Raw genomic sequence first — 18,417 nt, 5'->3', positions numbered from 1 at the left:
TCCGCCGTGCACACCTCGATCTAGTGCTTTCTCCGGCTGAATCGATGACCCTCACCGCAATGTTCCAGCGTACATAATGCTTCGAGTTCCTTGCAGCGACAGGTGAACTGGCCGCGTTGCGGAACTACCCATACGACGCCGCGCGTGGCAAGTACAGCAACAGTGGGCCTGACACCACCTTTGCACGGATGCTGCAAAGCGTAGTCAGCGTCTGCACCACAGTGGCCAAAATCGCTGTGCCCGCAGCTCACGCAGGACCGGCATGGTTGGGTATTGACCTGCCAGTTGAAAGACAGCCTGGGGCTACGCCTGTTTCTGCTCAGCAACGCGGCAGGCATCGAAGTGCTGGCCCCCTCTGAACTGCGGGAGTATGTATGCGAGAAGCTGCACGAGGCACTCGAACGCTACAAACGCCCGGCAGACTGATCAGTCGTCGCCGCCGATCTCCTCTTCCCGCCCCATCAGTACGTGCTCCAGCCGGTCTGCCTGGGACGCGACTTGATGGGCGATGTACATCAGTTCTTCCTCATTGAGGTGCTGCACCGGGTGGCAGGCTCGCACGCTCAGTGCCTCATTCTGGTCGACATGGAAGTCCACCAGTTCGAATCGGGCGTTACGCCCGAGCGTGTGCTCTACCAGCGGTGATTGGCTGAACCGGTTGAACATGGCCAGTCTTCGGGTGTGCTTGGGGTTGACCACATTGGCGCTGAACATCACGTACGGGCCCTTGAACGCCCACCGAACCACTTGCATTCGCCCCTCCAGCTTGAACAGGAACGCCAGCCTCCAGGTCGACAAGCGCCGCACACTCATCCGCGGCGTGTCGCAGGCCAGCCCGTCCACCATCGCGTGAACGCACGACCGCGTTTGCTCTGTGCACTTGCCGGCCGCTTGCGAACCTGAGGCACGCTGATAGACGTCGAGAATTTCGTCGCCGATCAGCACACCGTCACTGCCCGCATAACCTTCAACCTGATACTGCAACGCCATTTGCCTGGACTTGTCAGTGCCCGGCACCCGCGCCAGGCGCCTGAACGGGTCGGCTTGCAGGGCCTTGAGCACACGCACACGCCCGATCGGGCTGTCGATGTCACCGGGGTCTTCGATCCCGCTGGGCAACGTCGCTGCGATCACCAATTCGGCCATGCCAACCGCGCTACGGACGGAAACTGCCGGCCCGGCAGCCACGGGGCTGTCGAGGTCTGTGCTGGACAAGTGCCAGCCTTTGCCATCCTCCTTGACCAACACCTGCGGATCACCTGTCAGGTCCCTGAGCGAGGTGCCCAACTGGGTCTTGACATGCTCCAGACGCTGCTGCATGGCCTTGGCCCGGTCGCTGATGAACTGGCTGCAGTCATCGCCCTGGAGGTCGCCATCAGTGATGGCGTAGTGGCTGGTCAAAAAATCGAGGATCTGCGGCTGCACCGGTGAGGGGTCCAGAACCTCGTCCTGCAATTGCACCTCGTGCTTGAAGCGCGGGCCTTGTCTTCCCACGGCATGCAGCGTTTGAATGAAGGCATTCATATTGGCTGCGGCCGTGCGCACCTGGTAGAACTCCATGCTTTGCCGGATGTGCGGAAAGCCAACCTGAATGAAGTGCTCGGCATAACCATCACCGGCCGACTGCATGCGTCGATGCGCCAGCGAACCGACCCGGTCGACACGACCGACCTTCTGCTCCAGCGCGATAGGGCTGGAGGAAATACCGTAATGGACCACGCTGTCGCAGAAGGTGTGCAGGTCTTCACCTTCCTGGAACACATCGGTGGACACCAGCACCCTGGGATAACCGGGCATGCGGAACAACGTGGCGATCGCCGTACGGCTGCCGCTGTTCTCGCCCGTAGCGCCGCGAACGGGCGATGTGGAGCGGACCTGGCTGGACAGGTACTGTGTCAGGCTGCTCACTGGCTTGGTGTACACATCCGGGAAATTGAGCTTGATCAACAAGTCCAGGTTCTGGGCAGTGTCGCGCAGTATCTGGTAGCTGCAGAACGGGATGCGCTGCGCGTGTTGTACGCGCAACCGTTCGGCCAACGCCGCCATGAATGCCTCTTCGGCATCGGCCTCCCCTTCCTTGCCTGTGTGCCTGAGCGCATACAGGTCAATGAAAGGATGATCCACACGGCAAAGCACACCGAAAAGCTCCTGGTGGGTACTGAGCCTGCGCAGTAGCCGATCGGCCCCAGCGTGGTTTGCCTTGGTCAGCTCAATGAATGTATCGGCGGTCCATAGCGGCGCCAGTTCCGACAGCTCAGCCTGGCGTCGCAGAATGTCCCACAGCGTCGAACGTTGCAGTTCGCTGATCAGCACAGAAGGGTCGGCCAGGTCGCACCTGGCCTCGAACTTGTCAAACAACACAGTCAGCACGTGGTTGGCGACAATCGCCGCCTTGTCTTTGCGTGCCGCGACAGCACGCAGATAAGCATATTGAGCCAGTCGATAACGCTGGCCGGGGTTGGCAGTAGATTCGTTCTTGCCGATCACGCCCCAATCGAGGACCAGCGACTTCGCGGCCGGCATGCCTGGCAAGGATGCCCAGTTGGTCTCGAACCATCGGCTCTGCAGCAGTTTGCTGCGCAAGTTGTGTGGCAACTGCCCCAACTTTTTCTCGCGGTCCAGTTCCGGATTCCGTCCTCGGTAGAACCAGGTGAAGAAATTGTCGCCGCTGGCCGCTGCTTCGAAGTCATCGACGGCCTCGGGCTCGATGAGTGAGTGGCTGCGTTGGGCTGCGCGCTTCCGATAGCGCTTGAAAACGTCGGCAACGGCAACATCGCTGTCGATGTAATCGCCGATCCATTCGTTGTAGGCCTCTTCGAGCTTGAACTTCAACTCGGTGACGCTGCGTATCCGGCGCACGAAGACCAACTGTTTCTTGCCTTCGACAAACGCCAGCCGGTGTGTCTGCCGGCACACACTGTCCATTTTCGGGTGCGGAGGCCTGCGCTTGAAGGTCTTCTCGAAATCTTCCACCAGATACTCGACGACGCTGCGGTCTGCCGCATCGTGCGACGATTCACTGTCGCTCGCGACCTCATCACCGTCGAAAGTCACCGGCTGGTTCTTTTCGCCAGGCAAGTAGCTCTCGAACGAGGCCAACATTCCCAGTTCGAAACGGTTCGAGCAGTTTTCCTGCAAATGCTCGCTGACCTTCTTCTGCAGCAGTGCGGCGAACAGCTTCTGCGCGACCGTCAATGTCACGTGTGCCTCGCTGCCGCGCTGCTCACGCCGATACATGTTGCGGGTGTGCGCTTTCTGGCCAAGGGTGAGCGTATTCAGCCGCCGAACCAGCAGGCGAGCGAGCGCTGCGTGCATGTCGGGGGCGGCCGGATCGTTACCCGCTGGCAGGTCGGCCTGCGCTTTGAAGCCAAACAGGGCAAGCTGGTTGCGCAATTGGCCCAGGTCGCGGTCGAAGGGTGTCGCCGACAGCAGCAACAGGCGCTTGATGCGTTGGTTGTCCCCCAGCAAGGTCGCCAGCAAACGGTTACGGTCACTGCTTTCACGGCCAGCCCGCAAGTTGTGCGCTTCGTCCACAATCACCAGGTCGAAGCGCGGCAACATTTTGCCCAGGGCCTGCATCCACACGTGCTTGACCTTGCGCTTGAGGTCTGCCGGTTTGCAGTTGCCGTTCATGGCCCGGAGTTGCAGGGCCAATGGGGCCATCAGAAGCCGATACTGGGGCATCGATTCTTCGAACTGCCGGGTACTGTCCAGCAGCTGGGCCGCCGTATTGCCCAGCGCGTAGCTGAAGATCGACGTGCACAGGAACAGGTCCCGCTCATTGCCACTGGCGACGGTTTGAACCAGCTCGGATAGTTTTCGACAGTCGGCGTAGGGCGTGACGGGGTCGCTGCCCAGGCCTTTGACCGCCATGTCCTGGAGCCGATAGTTGCTGCGCACGAAGGCCCGATAGTCCTTGATCCATTTGTCGCGAACGTTGTTTTTCGGTAACAGGTACAGCACGCGCAGCCCCGGGTTGAAATGCCGCATCAAGGCAGCCACACCCAGGCCTATGTAGGTCTTGCCCATCCCGACTTCATCGGCAAGGTAGGCTACCCGCTGGTCCGCGAGCTTGTTGTACAGCGCGACGGTGCCCTCCAGCTGCTGTTCGGCCAGCCCCGCGAGTTCGGGGTTATTGCCCGAAAAATCGATCACAGCCTGGGCCGTGGCCTTATTGATCCGCTGCATGGGCAACCTCTTTGTTGGGTGACTTCGAAGTGCTCAGGCGACGCTGAAACTGCGCCCTGAACCACTGCAGAAACCGCTTGCCCTCGCCTTCGCCGAGTTGGCCAAGCAATTCCTGGCGTTCCAGCCCGCTGATGGCGGCCGCCACACCTGATTCCAGGTCTGCACAACGGTGCTGCGGATAGCGGTTCAACACGCCTTGCATGCTGACCAGGGTCAAATAGCGCACTACCAGCGTTTCTTCATCGCCTGCTGCGGCCTGCACGCTGTCGAGCATGGCCCGCAAGGAGTCGGGCTGGCAGCCCGCGAGGTAGTACGCCAGTTTGGCGTGATTCCCCTCGGCCTCGGCCCGTTCCAGTGTGCGTTCCAGTTGCCAGAACGCCCCGTTGACCTGTGAAAACTCTGAGAAAAAGCTGCGGTCTTCGCCTTCATCCGGCAGCTGCGGCAGATGTTCGTCCGCCTCGTCGGCGTGACGCCGGCTCAGCAACCGCTGGGCCAGCTCGCCAAACTGGCTGATTTTCCTGCTCAAGCGCATCTCGATGAACAGGCGCAGCAGGCTTTGCAGGTCCATGGCCGGCAAATGGCTGGGGCGGCAGTAGATGTTGTGCTGCGAGACCATCAGCCAACGTGTCACGCATTCGCCGCCGGCCTGCCAGCACACATTGAGCAATGAAGAACGCTGCAGGTGCTCATGCAGCGCGGGCAACGGCTGCACAAGCTGCGCGGCCCGTTCGAAATGCAGCGTGGCGAGATTGCCACTGGAGCTGTCCAGTAGTGTCAGCTCACCGCTGATCGGCGCCTGCGCCGTCACCTCCAGCACCCCACTGTCCCAGTCGTATGCCAGGCATAGAACGGGCATTACCAAGCCGTCCTGCGTCTGGGCAGATTGCGTACCAGGTACCTCAGCGAATTCCGTGAAGCTGGTCGTCGAAGTCGCCAGCAACGGCGCCAGCGCCCGCCCCTGCAGCAGGAACCCTGCCTCGACGTTTTCCTTGAAGGCCTTGTGACTGAAATTCACCGAACCGACGAATTGCCATGGCTGCTTGCCCAGCCCCTGAAAAACCTTTGCGTGAAGGCGGCGTAACGGCTTGTCGTGCACCTTGTGACTGCCTTGCCACTGCTCGGCCCAGTCACACCACTGCTGCACCTCGAAGGCGCTGTACACCGCACGGTCGACCAATGCGCGTCCATCTTCATCCTTCGGCAGCAACAGGCGCACAGTGCCGAACTCGCTCATCAGCTCCTGGGTACTGCCACGGGTGGGCTTCTCGGCAAAAAACGGGCTGATGATTTCCAACGTGCCTGTGCCATTTGCAGTCGCTGGCCTTTGCAGGTGCTGGTGCAGGAAGTCGAGAAAGGCCACACGCCCAGATGCAGCGCCGGAAAAATAGAAGCTGCAGTCGGGATCATGTTCACCCGGCGACCAGCCTTCCTGCACCGCGACGATCCCATCGAGCGCAGGTGCCGGTGTGCTGGCCTGGAAAAACTGCAAGGCCCGGCGCAGCGGCCCAAGGATATTGCCCGGTGCATGGTTGGCGCTGAGCTCGACGAAGTGGCCAACCTCGATGTTGTCCCACCAGCCGGCCTTGGTCAGGTTGAACGACCCTGCTGCCAACAGGATGGCCGCATCCCCCTGATCGCCCTTGACCACCAGGATCGCCAATTTGGAATGCTGGCAGGCCCCGCCGATTCTTACCGGCAGGTAGTCGACTTCCAGACGGCTGCCGGCGGCAGGGTTGAAGACATCCATGTCGTGGGCCACGGCGAATCGCCGGGCCTTGTCCTGCATCAAAACCTGTAGTTGGACATAGCGAATGTCATCCTGACTGGAGAGCGCCTGATCGCCCAAGAGCAAGGGAATGACTTCGAGTTCGAAGAAGTCAGGCTCGAAACTGTAGGTGCTGAAGAAGGCAAAGCTCACTTCACGCTCGCCGATGCAGCGGCGAAACGCGTCGCTGATGGTATGTGCTTTCATACGTGACCGGCCTTGGCAATGGCGAGGAAGGCATGGAGGAAAAAGCTGTAGTCCCAGGTTCGATGGCAGTGCGCGACCAGTTCGGCAGGGAGGCTGGCGCGGTCGACCGGCACCCTGACCTTGAGCCTGTCCCCCTCCCAATCCAGCCAGGCCGCACCGCCGCGCGCGCCCATGACCGCCGAATTCTGGCGGATGAGCTGGTCGATCACCGCCCCCGCATCCCCGTCATTGACAGCATCGCTCAAGCCCTGCAGGAAGGTCGCATGGGGCAACCCAGGTCGATCCCAACCCGACTGGAGGAAAGGCTCGGTAAGCCGCGAGCGCAAGTCTTCGACCAAAGCTACGCGGGTTCGCCCGCCCTGCCGCTGCAGCCAGACGACCACGGTGTTGGCGAATACCAGTAGCGGTTGCAACAGCAGGATCTGCTTCAGGACCTGCTGTACCTGCGCATCGACTTCATCAGCGCCCACCGCCCAGCTGGCGAAGGCGCGAGCAGATACATCGTGCTCACCCGGCAATGCCAGCCACTGCTGGGCCGCATCATGCAACGCCAGTTGCAATGGGCAAGCCTTGGCGTACCGCAGCAGCGCCGAGACCAGTTGTTTGCGCACGCCCTGGTCTTTTAGCAGGGCCGAAAATGGCCCAGCCAGTGTCGACAGCTGCTGCCTGCTCACCGCGTCCTGGTTTGCCAACTCGCCGAAGCGCTGCCATTGCGACTTGCCGAACACCTCCAGCAACGCATCTGTCAGGGCGCGCCCTGCGTCGGTCAGGCGCCTATCGTTGCCCTTGATCAGGCCAGCCTCATGCAGGGCCGAGGAATACAGCCCCCACAACCCGTAGCTCAGCTGATTGCTCAGAATCTGGGCTTTCTTGTGCATTCCCAGCGCCATCGCGTCGCGCCTGAAATTGGCAACGGCCAGCTGACGCCCCAGCAAGCTGGCTTCGGCAGAGGCTTCCAGACGCAAGTACGCGGCCAGTTGCTCGGCCGTGACATAGCGGGCCTGTACCTCGTCCAGCGAGCGGGATTTGCCTTCATGGGCATGACGGCAGGCCAGCAGCGCCACCATGAAGTGCTCGGCGCGGCTGGTGACCGTGGTCAGGTTGCCGACCAGCTTGCGCCCCACGGCGCTCCAGATCGACTCGATGGCCAAGGGATCCCTGGACCCCTTAGGTCGCAGCCTGTCGTCCAGCAGGGAGAGAACGGTAATCATCAACACACATCCTTGAGAAAACTAATGCATGGCCAACATCACCGCTGACACCGACAGCTTGTGTCTCAGTCCCGGCAGTAATCGGCTCGGCCAGATCAAAAGGGAAGGCAATATGCCATCTTTTCCTCTGTTTGCGGCAGAGACGACACATCCTGACCATCGCCCACCCCATGCTGACGGCTCCCTAGCGCCAGGAGATCCGTATGGCTATTTGGCGGCAGCCGCCGCGCCGTAGACAACTGCACGCTGTCGCTGAAGTGGAGTTTCCAGTGGTTGCTGAAGCTGGGCGGGCAGGCGAGGCCGCCGACCGTAAAAAGTCATCTCGCTCGAGTGACGCATGACGGTTTATATCTCATGAGCCCTCAGCGCGAGCACGGACTAGAAAAGCTCAAGCCCTGTCCGTTTCTTTGCTGACCACCTCTCAAGCCCAGCCTGCCAGCTTTAAGTACGTGGCTCACGCTCGGAGGGTTTTGTTGGAGCATCGGCAAGGAGTACATTCGTACTCCTGCTGGGGGTTCGCCAGTAATCTCTACACCTACCCGATCGGTAACCCTTACCCGCTTCAGAGCGCACTCAGGTCAGTGTTCTGTCAGTCACTGGTAGACAGTCTGCCTTGGTAGCCGCAGGTCTGGCGTGGCACGCAGTATGTTTGCCATATTTTAGAATCACCGGCAGGCAGATGGCTCAGTTCGTATTCCTGAGGTACTTAAATCCTACATGGGAAGCATGGACTCCATTCCATCATTGGGGCATCGCCGCAGTTGAAGATGGGCGGAGCTTGCTACCTCCTCTGGCAGTCAAGTTCTCCTGAGCAGGGTGTTAACGCTCTGCATCATGGCTTCGAGTGAGAAGGGTTTGGTCAGTATTGCCGTACACGGCCCTAATTTGGCGTTTTCCAGGACATGCGGCTGCGCATAGCCGGTCATGAACAGCACGGGAAGATCAGGCCTAGTACTGCGTCCTGTATCGACCATCTGTTTACCGTCGATGCCACCAGGTAGGCCGATGTCTGTTACAAGCAGGTCAATGCGGGTGTCCGATCCAAGCAGCTGAAGTCCCGCCAGGCTGTCGGCAGCCTCTATGACAATGTAGCCATTGCTGCCCAGCAACTCACTCACGAATAGGCGAACGGAAGGCTCGTCGTCGACGACCAGCACCGTCTCCCCGGATGAGGAGATCTTTGACTCGGGCTGCTGCTCAACAGGCTTTGGCGCAGGGATTTGAGCCGTATGGCTTGGTAGCTGAAGGAAGACCCGCGTTCCAGCTCCCTCCTCAGACTCAATCCTGACCTGTCCTCCGGATTGCTTGGCGAATCCATAGGTCATGGACAGGCCGAGGCCAGTGCCGGCGCCCACGGGCTTGGTGGTAAAGAATGGTTCAAATGCCCGGGTCAGTGTTTCAGCGCTCATGCCGGTTCCATTATCAGCGACACAAACCGTGAAATAGCTGCCTGGCGCCAGCTCAGGATCCAGCTCTGCCCCTTGCGCCAGCTCCTGGTTGAACGTTCTGATGAAAATATACCCGCCACCCTCCAAGGCATCACGGGCATTGATGCACAGGTTCAGGAGCGAGTTCTCTACTTGTGCGGGGTCGACCAGACAGATGCTTGATGCTGCATTCAGTTCTACCTTCAGTTCAATCCCTGGCCCCACTGTGCGGCTAATCAGCTCTTCCATGTCACTGATCAGGGTATTCACATCGGTGTGGACAGGCATCAACGTCTGGCGACGGGAGAACGCTAGAAGTCGATGGGTCAAAGCGGCAGCCCTATGAGCCGCGCCGTGAGCGACTGTCACGTAACGTTCGACGTCCGAAATGCGCCCCTGCTTCAAGCGAAGTCTGATCAAATCCAGGCTGCCTGTAATGCCAGCCAGCAAATTATTGAAGTCATGAGCGATACCTCCGGTCAGTTGTCCTACCGCCTCCATTTTCTGTGACTGGCGAAGCGCCGCTTGAGCTGCTTCACGCTCGGCAATGGCTTGTTCTATGCGTGCTTCCAGCGTGTGATTGAGCTGCAGCAGCTCCGATTCCGCTTTCTTCCTTGCCGTTACATCAATGGATGAACCAATCAGGCCGATGATTTCACCTGATTCATTGCGAAGAGGAGATTTCATCGAAAGCCAGTAGGTAGCCGAGCCATCCGGCATGTCGACGCGCTCTTCAATCTGAATGGCCTTCCCGCTTTGCATGATGCGCTGATCGGTTTCCATGATCTGGCGGGCCTGCGCCTTGTCTTCCAGAACCTCTAGGTCGGTTTTGCCAAGGTAAAATTCAGGGGGTTTACCGATCAGCTGCGTGGCTCCATGGTTCGCGACCAGCAGTCTGCCTTCTAGGTTTTTGGCGTAGACAACACCAGGTACTGCTGCGGCAAAGGTGCGGAGTAAGGCTGACATTCTGTCGCGCTCGGCCTCGGCAGAGCGGCGTGACTCAATGTCCATGAGCACCCCCGGAAAGCGCACAGCTAGGCCGTCCGAATTGAGCTCGGCACGGCCGTTAGCCTCGACCCAGCGGTAGCCGCCCTCGTGTTGCTTCACCCGGTATTCACACCGATAAGCCCCACCGCGGCGCATGGCGTCATGGATGTCAGCCAAGACTCGATCACGATCATCAGGGTGTATGGACGAAAACGCTTCCTCGATCGGGATGCCGGCCAGACACCTGTCCGCAGCCAGCCCGAAGGAGCGGGAGAACCGCTCATCAGCGGTAACCCGATTATCCGGAATATCCCATACCCATGTGCCGATGATGGCGCCAGCGTCGAGCGCCAGCTGTAGGCGCTCCGAGGCGGTTGTCGGAAATGCGTGATCCTGATGCGGTGATGCCGGAGCATCAAAGGTGCCTGGAGTGCCAGGGCCTTCGCGATCCATAAATTGCCTCTTCACTTACATCCATGATCGATTAGCCGATGGAAATCATTGTAGAGCGTGATGCGCCGCCTGAGGTAATCGCAACTGAGCCCCTCTTAGGTGAACGTGTAGAGAAGCGCGTATGCCTGAAATACGGATAGAGTACATTTGTACTCCACCAATACGTCTCGGCTCGAGGCTTACTGACTTTCTGACCCTTGTTTGGTTTCAATCGAAGCGCGAAGTGCTTCTAGCTCGGTTTCAGACTGCTCGAGCAGTGCCTTCAACTCTTCTGCCTTTTGCTGTGCTGCTGTTCCAGTTAGATGGGCATCGGTAGCCTCTTTACTCTTGGTTTCGAGCTGGTGAGCCAGCAGCTCTTTGGCCCCCTTCCGCGCGAGCAGTTGCAGCATTGGCGATGCCCAGGTCGCCTCTCAGATGCTCGATAGCGTCACGATGCTGGCTGGCCTCCTTGGCGTGCTGGCGGTTTTCGGCGATCAATCGCTCGTTGTCGCGAATCAATCGAGTGGCCTCCTCCTGCTTAACCATGAGCGTCTGTTGGAGGACTGTCACCTCTTGCTGCATCTGGTAGATCTGAGTTTCGTGACGGTTTAGATCCTGGTCGCGCTGTTCCTTTACCGCTACTCGGTAGTGCTCGAGTGCTTCTCTGGCATGCGTGTGCTTCTGCTCCAGAGATTCGATCTGGGCGTCCTTCTCTTGCACGCGTATCTCAAGGTCGCTGCAGCTCTGGCTGATCCGGGCGTTTCGAGTGATCTCTGTTTGAAGGCTGGATTGAACGATCTTGAGTTCTTCGTCCTGAGCCTGCAGGGCTGACTGCAGCTTGGCGATCTCCAACTGCAATTGCTCAAGATCACTTTGAAGTGTACTGCTCTCAGCCTTCATCGCTTTGCGTTCAAGCTCAAATGCGGCTCGCTCATGCGCCAAGGCTTCGTTCCCCTCCGCTAGCAAGCGCTCGAGCATCTTGCCCACCAGCTCCGTGAGCTCATCACTTAAGCGCGATGGCGAAGCTGATGGTCGGGGGTCATGCGTTTCAATCTCCTTCAAAAAGCGCTGAATTGTTGTCTTTGAGCCAGTATTCCCAAGTTCTATGCGTATCGCGTCGATGCTAGGGTTCTGCCCTCTCAACAGCAGCGCCTCGCGAGCCTTGCGCACCAGTACCAGGTTAATGCCGCCTCTAGCCATGTCTGCCCCTACGATTACGTACTGTTTTACGTTTCATGTAATTACGTGCCACTTTAACACTTTGAGATACCAAATATTCCTTCATTTGTGGCAAGACATAATCGAGGTTTATAGCTTGCCAGGGCCAAGTTTGGGGTAAAATGACCCAAAAAGCGGTACAAATGGCAAAGGAGAGCCACGTAGGGCTCGAAACGGAGGATTAGCGTGGTTGATGTGCCCAGTAAGGCTGATAGGTACTTGGATGCGAGCGTTCGAGAGAACACCTCGAAGAGCTATGCGGCTGCCCTCAACCACTTCGAGGTGACGTGGGGCGGCTTTCTGCCCACCACCACCGAGTCAGTCGTGCGGTACATCGCTGAGTACGCTGACCAGCTGGCGCTCAGCACCCTTAAGCAGCGCCTGGCTGCGCTCGCCAACTGGCATCAGAGCAACGGCTTCCCAGATCCCACCAAGGCACCGAAGGTCAGGCAGTTGCTAAAAGGCATCAGGGCACTTCATCCCGTCCAGCAAAAGCAAGCTGCCCCGCTAGCGTTGCTGCATCTTGAGAAGGCAGTCGCTCACCTAGAGGATGAGGCTGCCCAGGCAAGATCCGCCGGCAATATGGCCGTCCTTCTCAAGGCGAGTCGCGACATCGCTCTGCTCACGATCGGGTTCTGGAGGGGCTTCCGCGGGGACGAACTTGCCAGGCTCACGATCGAGAACACGCATGCCGAGCGCTACGTCGGGATTAAGTTTTACCTCGGGTCTAGCAAAGGAGATCGGCAGAACATCGGGCGCGAGTACAAAACCCCATCGCTAAGCAAGCTTTGCCCTGTCGAGGCTTACCTGAACTGGATCGAGATTGCTGGCCTTACCCGCGGAGGTGTGTTTAGAAGCATCGATCGCTGGGGCAACATAAGCGATCGCCCGCTTGCCGCCCATAGCTTAATTCCCCTGCTTCGCGGCACTCTGGATAGGTGTGGCTTGCCGTCCGAGATCTATAGTGCGCACTCGATACGGCGAGGCTTTGCCACCTGGGCAGCGAGTTCAGGCTGGGACATCAAGACGTTGATGGACTACGTCGGCTGGAGCGATTTGAAGTCCGCACTACGCTATGTTGAGCCTGCACAACAATTTGGGGGCCTTTTTAGAAAGCTCGAAGGATGATCGCGCTTACGAAACGCCCGAGTTCCCCTGATCTGGAACACTCGAAACAATCCTTGGTCGATGCCTAGCTGAGCTATACAACCTGAACTAACCCGCAAGCGATTCAGCGGAGATGACAATTCCATATTTCGTCAGCCACCGTCGGCGTGCTGGCGTGTTGCGGGATCTGCCATACCCTTGCAAACCTACTCGTACCCACGCCATGCATGCCATTATCCAGAAAGATCTGTTAGGACTAAGTGAACTGGCCTAATGATTTTGGACACCTTCATCGGGCGCTATGATGACGCCCAATTGGAGGCAAAATCAGTGCGTAAATCTTACTCAAGAGAATACAAAGTCCAAGCTGCCGAAATGGTGCTGGACGGCGGCCAGTCAGTTCCTGAAGTCTGCGCAGCCCTTGGGCTGGGGCCTACGGCCCGCAGTCGTTGGGTTGAGCAGGTGCGCGAAGAGAGGGCTGGCAAGTTTCCGGCCGGAGCCAAGGCGATCATGCCGGAGCAGCAACGAATTGAAGAACTCGAAGCGCTGGTTCGGCAAAAGATCGGGACATCGAAATCCTAAAAAAGGCCAGTGCTCTTCTGCTTCGGGACTCCAAAGATCGTCCTCGCTGATCAACGAGCTGAGTGAGCAATATCCTGTTATCGACTGCTGCCGCGTGCTTGGAGTCAAACGCAGCAGTTTCTATGCATGGCGCAAACGGCAAGGGTGTGAAGACCCGGCCAGAGATGCTCTGCGCCTATTGGTCATCAAGCACTTCAACGCCTCACGAAGTGCGTCTGACTTGCGAACGCTGGTGCAGGAATTGCGGCGATAAGGTCATGAAGTCGGACGATACAAGGTGCGCGCGTTAATGCGTGAAGCTGGCACTGAAGTGCAAGCAGCGCAGGCCGCACCGATATCGGTCATCGGGCGCAGAATCACTGAAGCTCAATTTCAAGCTTTCAACGATCAATGAGGTTTGGTGTGGAGATGTGACCTACATCCAGGTTGGCAAGCGCTGGTTGTACCTAGCCGCTGTGATTGATCTCTATGCCCGTCGAGTAGTGGGTTGGGCGTTCTCAATGATTGCAGACGCTAATCTGGCTTGTAACGCCCTGCGCATGGCTGCCGAATCACGAGGCAGGCCGGCGGGTGTAATGTTTCATTCGGACCAGGGCTGTCAGTACACCAGCCATAATTCAGGGCAGCACTCGATGAGTACAAATTGAGCCAGAGCATGAGCCATCGGGGCCAATGCTGGGATATTGCCGCCATGGAGCGATTCTTCAGCACGTTGAAATCAGAATGGATGCCAGCGGAGGGCTATGAGACCGAAGCGCAGGCACGAGGGGATATCCAGGCTTATCTATTGCGCTACAAGCTCAAACGCCTCCACAGCTACAACGGCTATGAAAACACCAGTAGCCATGGAGGAAAAGCTCAGGATAGCGGCATGAACCTTAACCGGTGTCCAAAATTACTTGACCAGTTCAGGTAGCCATAGATGTAGATCTTCAGCAGCAGCCACTTTGGCCACCAGCACTCGCTCATCGCGTCTTTAACTAACTGGCGCATCCACGCGCTTACTCCGAGTGCGCCGTGACTGTCGGCACAGTTGATTCCGACTTCGAGGCAGATGTCCTCCAGCAACGGCTAGCCGAATTAACCTTTTGAGTGAGAGCGTTTACTGCGTAATCAGGGCCAGGGGGCCTGGCCATCCAGTCTAGGATAGTGGGAAACAGAGCCAATCAAGCAGCCCCCCACTGTGTCAAAATGTGGGGCCTATTGAACATAAACGGCGTCACTCAAATCGCCTCTCCTAGCCTTTCGCCCAGTCGTACACACCCTGGTTGATTTCACCCCCAGATCACCGTCACGCGCGATCCACTCCTCACCCGTGCGAGCCGACCTGATTTGGTTTTTGATGGCATTTCTAAGGCCCCTACGGATCCCTAATCGACTAACAGCTACCTCTCCCAGACTCTCCCAGACGGCCGAGCTCTGGACCGAGCGTGCGTCATCTGTGCTTTGCCTTTAAGGCAACATTTATTCTGAAGATTTTCTTGAGGTACTTTATTGTCATTGTGATTTTCTCGGGCTACTAAGGGCAGACGAACACGGGCTCAGCCCGCGGCGGCGACCTTCCGCATCAACTGTGAAACATCGCTGAGCTGTTCAAGGGAGAGCACGTTATCGACGATCTGCGTGGCCACATCTGCTGGGATCACCCCATCGGCGTTGTGTAGGAATTTGGCAATCAGCTCTTCATTGGTCATGCGGCTTTGCGGGTCCGGGGATGGGCTGCCTTTGGGGTAGCGACGCTCACCGGTGAATGTTTGGCCACGGGCGGTGATTTCGATCTTCGCAGGCCGACTGGCACCGTTGGTTGTGAGTAGCTCGACGTAATTGGGGTGAACTTCGTGGGTAACCTTGTCCATCAGTTGCATCACCGATGGGTCGAACACCCGTTGCGGGTCCTGCCATGCTTTGCCGGGCTTAATGCGATGGGCTCCCAATGCCAAGCCGTGGGCGATACTGAACTGGGCGTCATGCACATGTTCGATACTGCGATTGAGCCATACAGGCTGTTCCACGAACCCTTCTACCCAAGCCTTGATGCCATCGATCTCGTTCGGGCGGATATTATTGTCAGATAAGATTTCGTCCATCGAATCAAGCAGCGCATGGAGGATGCGACAATGAGGATAAGGCTTGTAAGCCTGCTCGGTGGTGAACCGCCACTCTTCACCCAGGCCCTGGGTAATAGGCGCCGGCTCCCAGCGGCGGGTGCCGATGAACCTTGGGAAACCGTATTCGCGGTCGTCGAGGGTCTGAATATCGCCACGATGCCCCAGCTCAGCCATATATGCTGCGGTCATGGCGACCTGGGTCAACGCGCCGGCCAGCAGATACTTGATGGTCGAGCTTGGCGCATGCTGGAACCAGGCGACTTGGGAGTTCACTGGGGCGGTACTGCCGGCGATACCAAGAGCGTCAGCCAGCTGTTGCGTGGTAAACCCCATGAGCTTGCCGACGGCCGCGGTGGCACCGAAGACAGTGCTGCTGTAGCCATACACCGGCGGCGGCGAAACCTTGCCGTCTTTGGTATCACGCAGATAATCCATCGCCTTGCCTAGGCGATAGGACATCTCGTGCGACAACGCCATGGCTGCGATCAACTCGGCACCCGAGGAGCGACGTGCCTCGGCCACCGCCAGCGCCCCCGGCAGTACATAAGGCGTGACATGACCCGGCGGTAGCACTGCGTCCATGTCCAGGGTGTTGATCAACTCACCATTGGCGAACGCTGCGGCAAACACCGAGACCTTTTGCTTCTCACCGATGATGGTGGCTGCCGGATCGCCGGCGCCGAGCACGCGGGCGTAGTCGATACCGATGCGCCCCTTGGGTTCATGGATCGCGGCAAGCGCGCAACCAAAGGAATCGAGCAGGACGCGCTTGCACTCCTCGATAACCTCGCCCGGCAAGGAAGCGAGGGTCGTTTGACTCGAAAATTGCGCCAGTTTTTGTACGATGGTGTCCGACATGATGGTGTCCTCTAGATTTAAGCTCTATTTGTGGTTCGGGTGTTCGTGTACTGTCACGCTTATAGAGCGCTCACCAGATGAACCAGCGGTGGACCATTTTGTAGCCGCTTTCAACATCCAGATCCTTGTACATACCGAACATCATCTGATCAGAGCTACAAGAAACGGACTGCGTTAGCCATATAAATCCCGTGTACGTCCCTGATCGTCTTACAGCTCATAACCTAGACGGTTTCCCCTCCCAGTCGGTATATATGCCGGCATCCAAATGAGGATGAGCCTGGATACCGAACGTGCAGATCAAACCGGTCTCGACCTCATTCCAGTTACGTTGGTGCTGATTTTTTTTGACCAGCCCGTACTTGGGTTGAGCGCGCCTGTGCGACTGCCTGTAGTGGAGAGGCGACGGAGAAGATCGCCAACGTCATTGGACTCGTCCTACCCGCAACTGCGATAGCAAACGGCGAAACCGATTTAGGAGCTTGCACACATTCCCTTTCTTATTTCCTGTCGTGCGTGCGCCATTCAACTGACGAGCTACCTTCAGTTGAACCGACGAGTCCATCATAAGGAGCAAACATTTCGGTGCACAAAGAGCACGACGCTTATATTCCGTACATCAGAATAACTCGAGAGTTTGGGGGCATGACCGCCTTGCGCACATCTGAAGTTATCCGTGCCGTCACTGTACTCAACTGGGGCGGCGGCAAAAACTGAGTGCACACCTGACCTTTCCGGTACGGTGCTGCCCCATCTCTTATCACGAACTCAGCGTCGAAGAACGCGCCGCCATTCAAATCGGTCATGTAGAGGTCCTCGGCCAGCGTTGAATTGCTCGGCTGATCGGACGATCTCCCTCGACCATCAGCCGGGAGATACGCCGCAATCGGGAGGTCTGTGGTAGTTACTCGGCCCGTGCGGCTCAGCAACAAACGCAAGCCCGCCGCCAAACCTGTCGGCCGATGCGAAAGCTGTTGCCGTGTAGCGAACGCTTCGAGTTGGTGGCCCATATGCTGCGCGAGCGTTTGTCTCCCGAGCAGATTGCCGGCAAGCTACGCAGCATGAACATTCCCAGCCCTAGAGATGCCTACGTCTGCCGCGAGACGATCTATAACGCGATCTATGCCCTGCCGGTCGGTGAACTGCGCAAGGAACTTATCATCTGTCTGCGCCAAGGCAAAACGGCCCGCCGGCCACGCTCAGGCGGCGTGGATCGGCGCGGCCAATGCCTCGTCCGTAGTCACGTTGGTGGAACGCACCAGTGGCTACTTGATGCTGGTGAAAATGAATGACGCGACCGCAACCTCGGCGATGTAGGGCTTCAGCGCTGCGTTCAATAGCACGCCGTTGACATTGCGCAGGAGCATGACCTTCGACCAGGGCCGAGAGACGGCGCGGCGCGGGGAGATTACCCAGAGCACAGAGGTGGCGATTACCTCTGCGACCCGCACAGCCCTCGGCAGCGCGGCAGTAATGAAAATATCAACGGGCTGATCCGTCAGTACCTGCCCAAAGGGGCGGACTTGTCGGGACACAGCCAAAAACAGGTAGATGCCATTGCCTTGCAATTAAATATGCTTCCACGTAAACGCTTCGATTTCCAATGTCCGATCGAGGTGATGAGTGAGGTGATGCAAAAGGCCATTGCGATGCGGAACGATACACCCATGACAATTCAATAACCGTGTTGCACTCAGCTCCTGCAACCGCCTGGCCTAATGATTTTGGACACTTCAATCGGGCGCTATGATTGCGCCCAAATCTGAGGTGTTAGGCTATGCGTAAATCTTATTCCAGTGAGTTCAAACTTAAGGCTGCCGCTCCGCACCTGAAGAGGCTGGAGGCGGCGCGATCGTCAGCGTTGCGCCTTATCGCAGCACTGGGTGCGTTCCCCGGGCTCAATCCGGATTCTACCGCCTCCAAAGGTGTCTCGAGGATGCTGACAAAATCTGCGGCACCCAAATATGCATCCCACAACATCCGCCTGAATGCAGTAAACCCAGGGATGATCATCACCACAATGAGTGCGGGCGGCCTGAACAGTGAAAGTGAAACCCGGGAATTGCTGCACGTTCCCGAAGAGGTTGCCAGCGCTGTATTGTTTCTGACGAGTGACCAGACATCCTACGTCACCACAGCCAACTTAGCCGTGGACGTTCACTTCGATCTGACGCCCCGCCGGCGCCCACGTCGCCGGCAATCACGTTGTTATAACATACGATGAACTCGTACCATACAAGCCTCTTCCTTCCATTTTTCACGCTCTAATTGATATCGCTCTGCGATCTATTCCAAAGAACGGAACATCTACCAAAAAAAAAAGACAG

Annotated in this window: 12 protein-coding genes and 1 pseudogene; 7 read left to right on the top strand and 6 right to left on the bottom strand. The window is 57.9% G+C overall.

The window, feature by feature from the left end; translation table 11 throughout:
• Positions 1 to 234 precede the first annotated feature (234 nt).
• Positions 235 to 426 (top strand): WYL domain-containing protein, encoded by a 192-nt coding sequence (locus tag J3A98_RS10830; RefSeq protein ID WP_348635636.1) that lies wholly within the window; start codon positions 235 to 237, stop codon positions 424 to 426.
• Here J3A98_RS10830 and J3A98_RS10825 read toward each other — a convergent pair whose 3' ends face one another.
• The 5 genes from J3A98_RS10825 to J3A98_RS10805 form a co-directional block, all read right to left on the bottom strand.
• Positions 427 to 4,188, bottom strand: coding sequence for a DEAD/DEAH box helicase (locus J3A98_RS10825; protein WP_209966046.1), 3,762 nt, complete (start codon positions 4,186 to 4,188; stop codon positions 427 to 429).
• Complete coding sequence (locus J3A98_RS10820) at positions 4,172 to 6,160, bottom strand: hypothetical protein (RefSeq protein ID WP_209966044.1); 1,989 nt, start codon at positions 6,158 to 6,160, stop codon at positions 4,172 to 4,174. The genes J3A98_RS10825 and J3A98_RS10820 overlap by 17 nt, the downstream gene beginning before the upstream one ends.
• A complete protein-coding gene (locus J3A98_RS10815) occupies positions 6,157 to 7,371 on the bottom strand; it encodes a hypothetical protein (RefSeq protein WP_209966041.1) in 1,215 nt (404 codons plus the stop codon). The genes J3A98_RS10820 and J3A98_RS10815 overlap by 4 nt, the downstream gene beginning before the upstream one ends.
• A 797-nt stretch (positions 7,372 to 8,168) precedes the next feature.
• The gene (locus tag J3A98_RS10810; RefSeq protein ID WP_209966038.1) at positions 8,169 to 10,238 is read right to left on the bottom strand and encodes a PAS domain-containing sensor histidine kinase; all 2,070 of its coding nucleotides are present in this window, start codon (positions 10,236 to 10,238) and stop codon (positions 8,169 to 8,171) included.
• A gap of 321 nt (positions 10,239 to 10,559) precedes the next feature.
• Entirely contained in the window at positions 10,560 to 11,417 is an 858-nt protein-coding gene (locus J3A98_RS10805; RefSeq protein ID WP_245356165.1) for a DNA-binding protein, read from the bottom strand.
• Positions 11,418 to 11,621: 204 nt separating this feature from the next.
• Here J3A98_RS10805 and J3A98_RS27180 point away from each other — a divergent pair, with 204 nt between their 5' ends.
• The 4 genes from J3A98_RS27180 to J3A98_RS26905 all read left to right on the top strand — a co-directional run bounded on the left by J3A98_RS27180 (position 11,622) and on the right by J3A98_RS26905 (position 14,040).
• Entirely contained in the window at positions 11,622 to 12,563 is a 942-nt protein-coding gene (locus tag J3A98_RS27180; RefSeq protein WP_209966036.1) for a tyrosine-type recombinase/integrase, read from the top strand.
• Between the two features lie 252 nt (positions 12,564 to 12,815).
• Positions 12,816 to 13,124 (top strand): transposase, encoded by a 309-nt coding sequence (locus J3A98_RS26915; protein ID WP_241792162.1) that lies wholly within the window; start codon positions 12,816 to 12,818, stop codon positions 13,122 to 13,124.
• Between the two features lie 293 nt (positions 13,125 to 13,417).
• On the top strand, positions 13,418 to 13,771 hold the full coding sequence (locus J3A98_RS27175) for a DDE-type integrase/transposase/recombinase (RefSeq protein ID WP_348635625.1): 354 nt from the start codon (positions 13,418 to 13,420) through the stop codon (positions 13,769 to 13,771).
• Positions 13,768 to 14,040, top strand: coding sequence for an integrase core domain-containing protein (locus J3A98_RS26905; RefSeq protein WP_245355139.1), 273 nt, complete (start codon positions 13,768 to 13,770; stop codon positions 14,038 to 14,040). Before J3A98_RS27175 ends, J3A98_RS26905 begins: the two co-directional genes overlap by 4 nt.
• 625 nt (positions 14,041 to 14,665) lie before the next feature.
• Here J3A98_RS26905 and J3A98_RS10790 read toward each other — a convergent pair.
• Positions 14,666 to 16,090 (bottom strand): MmgE/PrpD family protein, encoded by a 1,425-nt coding sequence (locus J3A98_RS10790; RefSeq protein ID WP_209966034.1) that lies wholly within the window; start codon positions 16,088 to 16,090, stop codon positions 14,666 to 14,668.
• A 752-nt stretch (positions 16,091 to 16,842) separates the two neighbouring features.
• On the opposite strand from J3A98_RS10790, the pseudogene J3A98_RS10785 reads away from it, so the two are divergent.
• Both J3A98_RS10785 and J3A98_RS10780 read left to right on the top strand, forming a co-directional pair.
• Positions 16,843 to 17,772: pseudogene (locus tag J3A98_RS10785) on the top strand (IS30 family transposase).
• Between the two features lie 95 nt (positions 17,773 to 17,867).
• Positions 17,868 to 18,314, top strand: coding sequence for an SDR family oxidoreductase (locus tag J3A98_RS10780; RefSeq protein ID WP_209966032.1), 447 nt, complete (start codon positions 17,868 to 17,870; stop codon positions 18,312 to 18,314).
• Positions 18,315 to 18,417: the final 103 nt, after the last annotated feature.

This window comes from Pseudomonas sp. BP6, from assembly GCF_017875935.1.
GTDB classification, from domain to species: Bacteria; Pseudomonadota; Gammaproteobacteria; order Pseudomonadales; family Pseudomonadaceae; genus Aquipseudomonas; species Aquipseudomonas putida_Y.
Note: the sequence above shows the minus strand (reverse complement) of the source record. Positions and strands in the feature narration are given on the sequence as shown.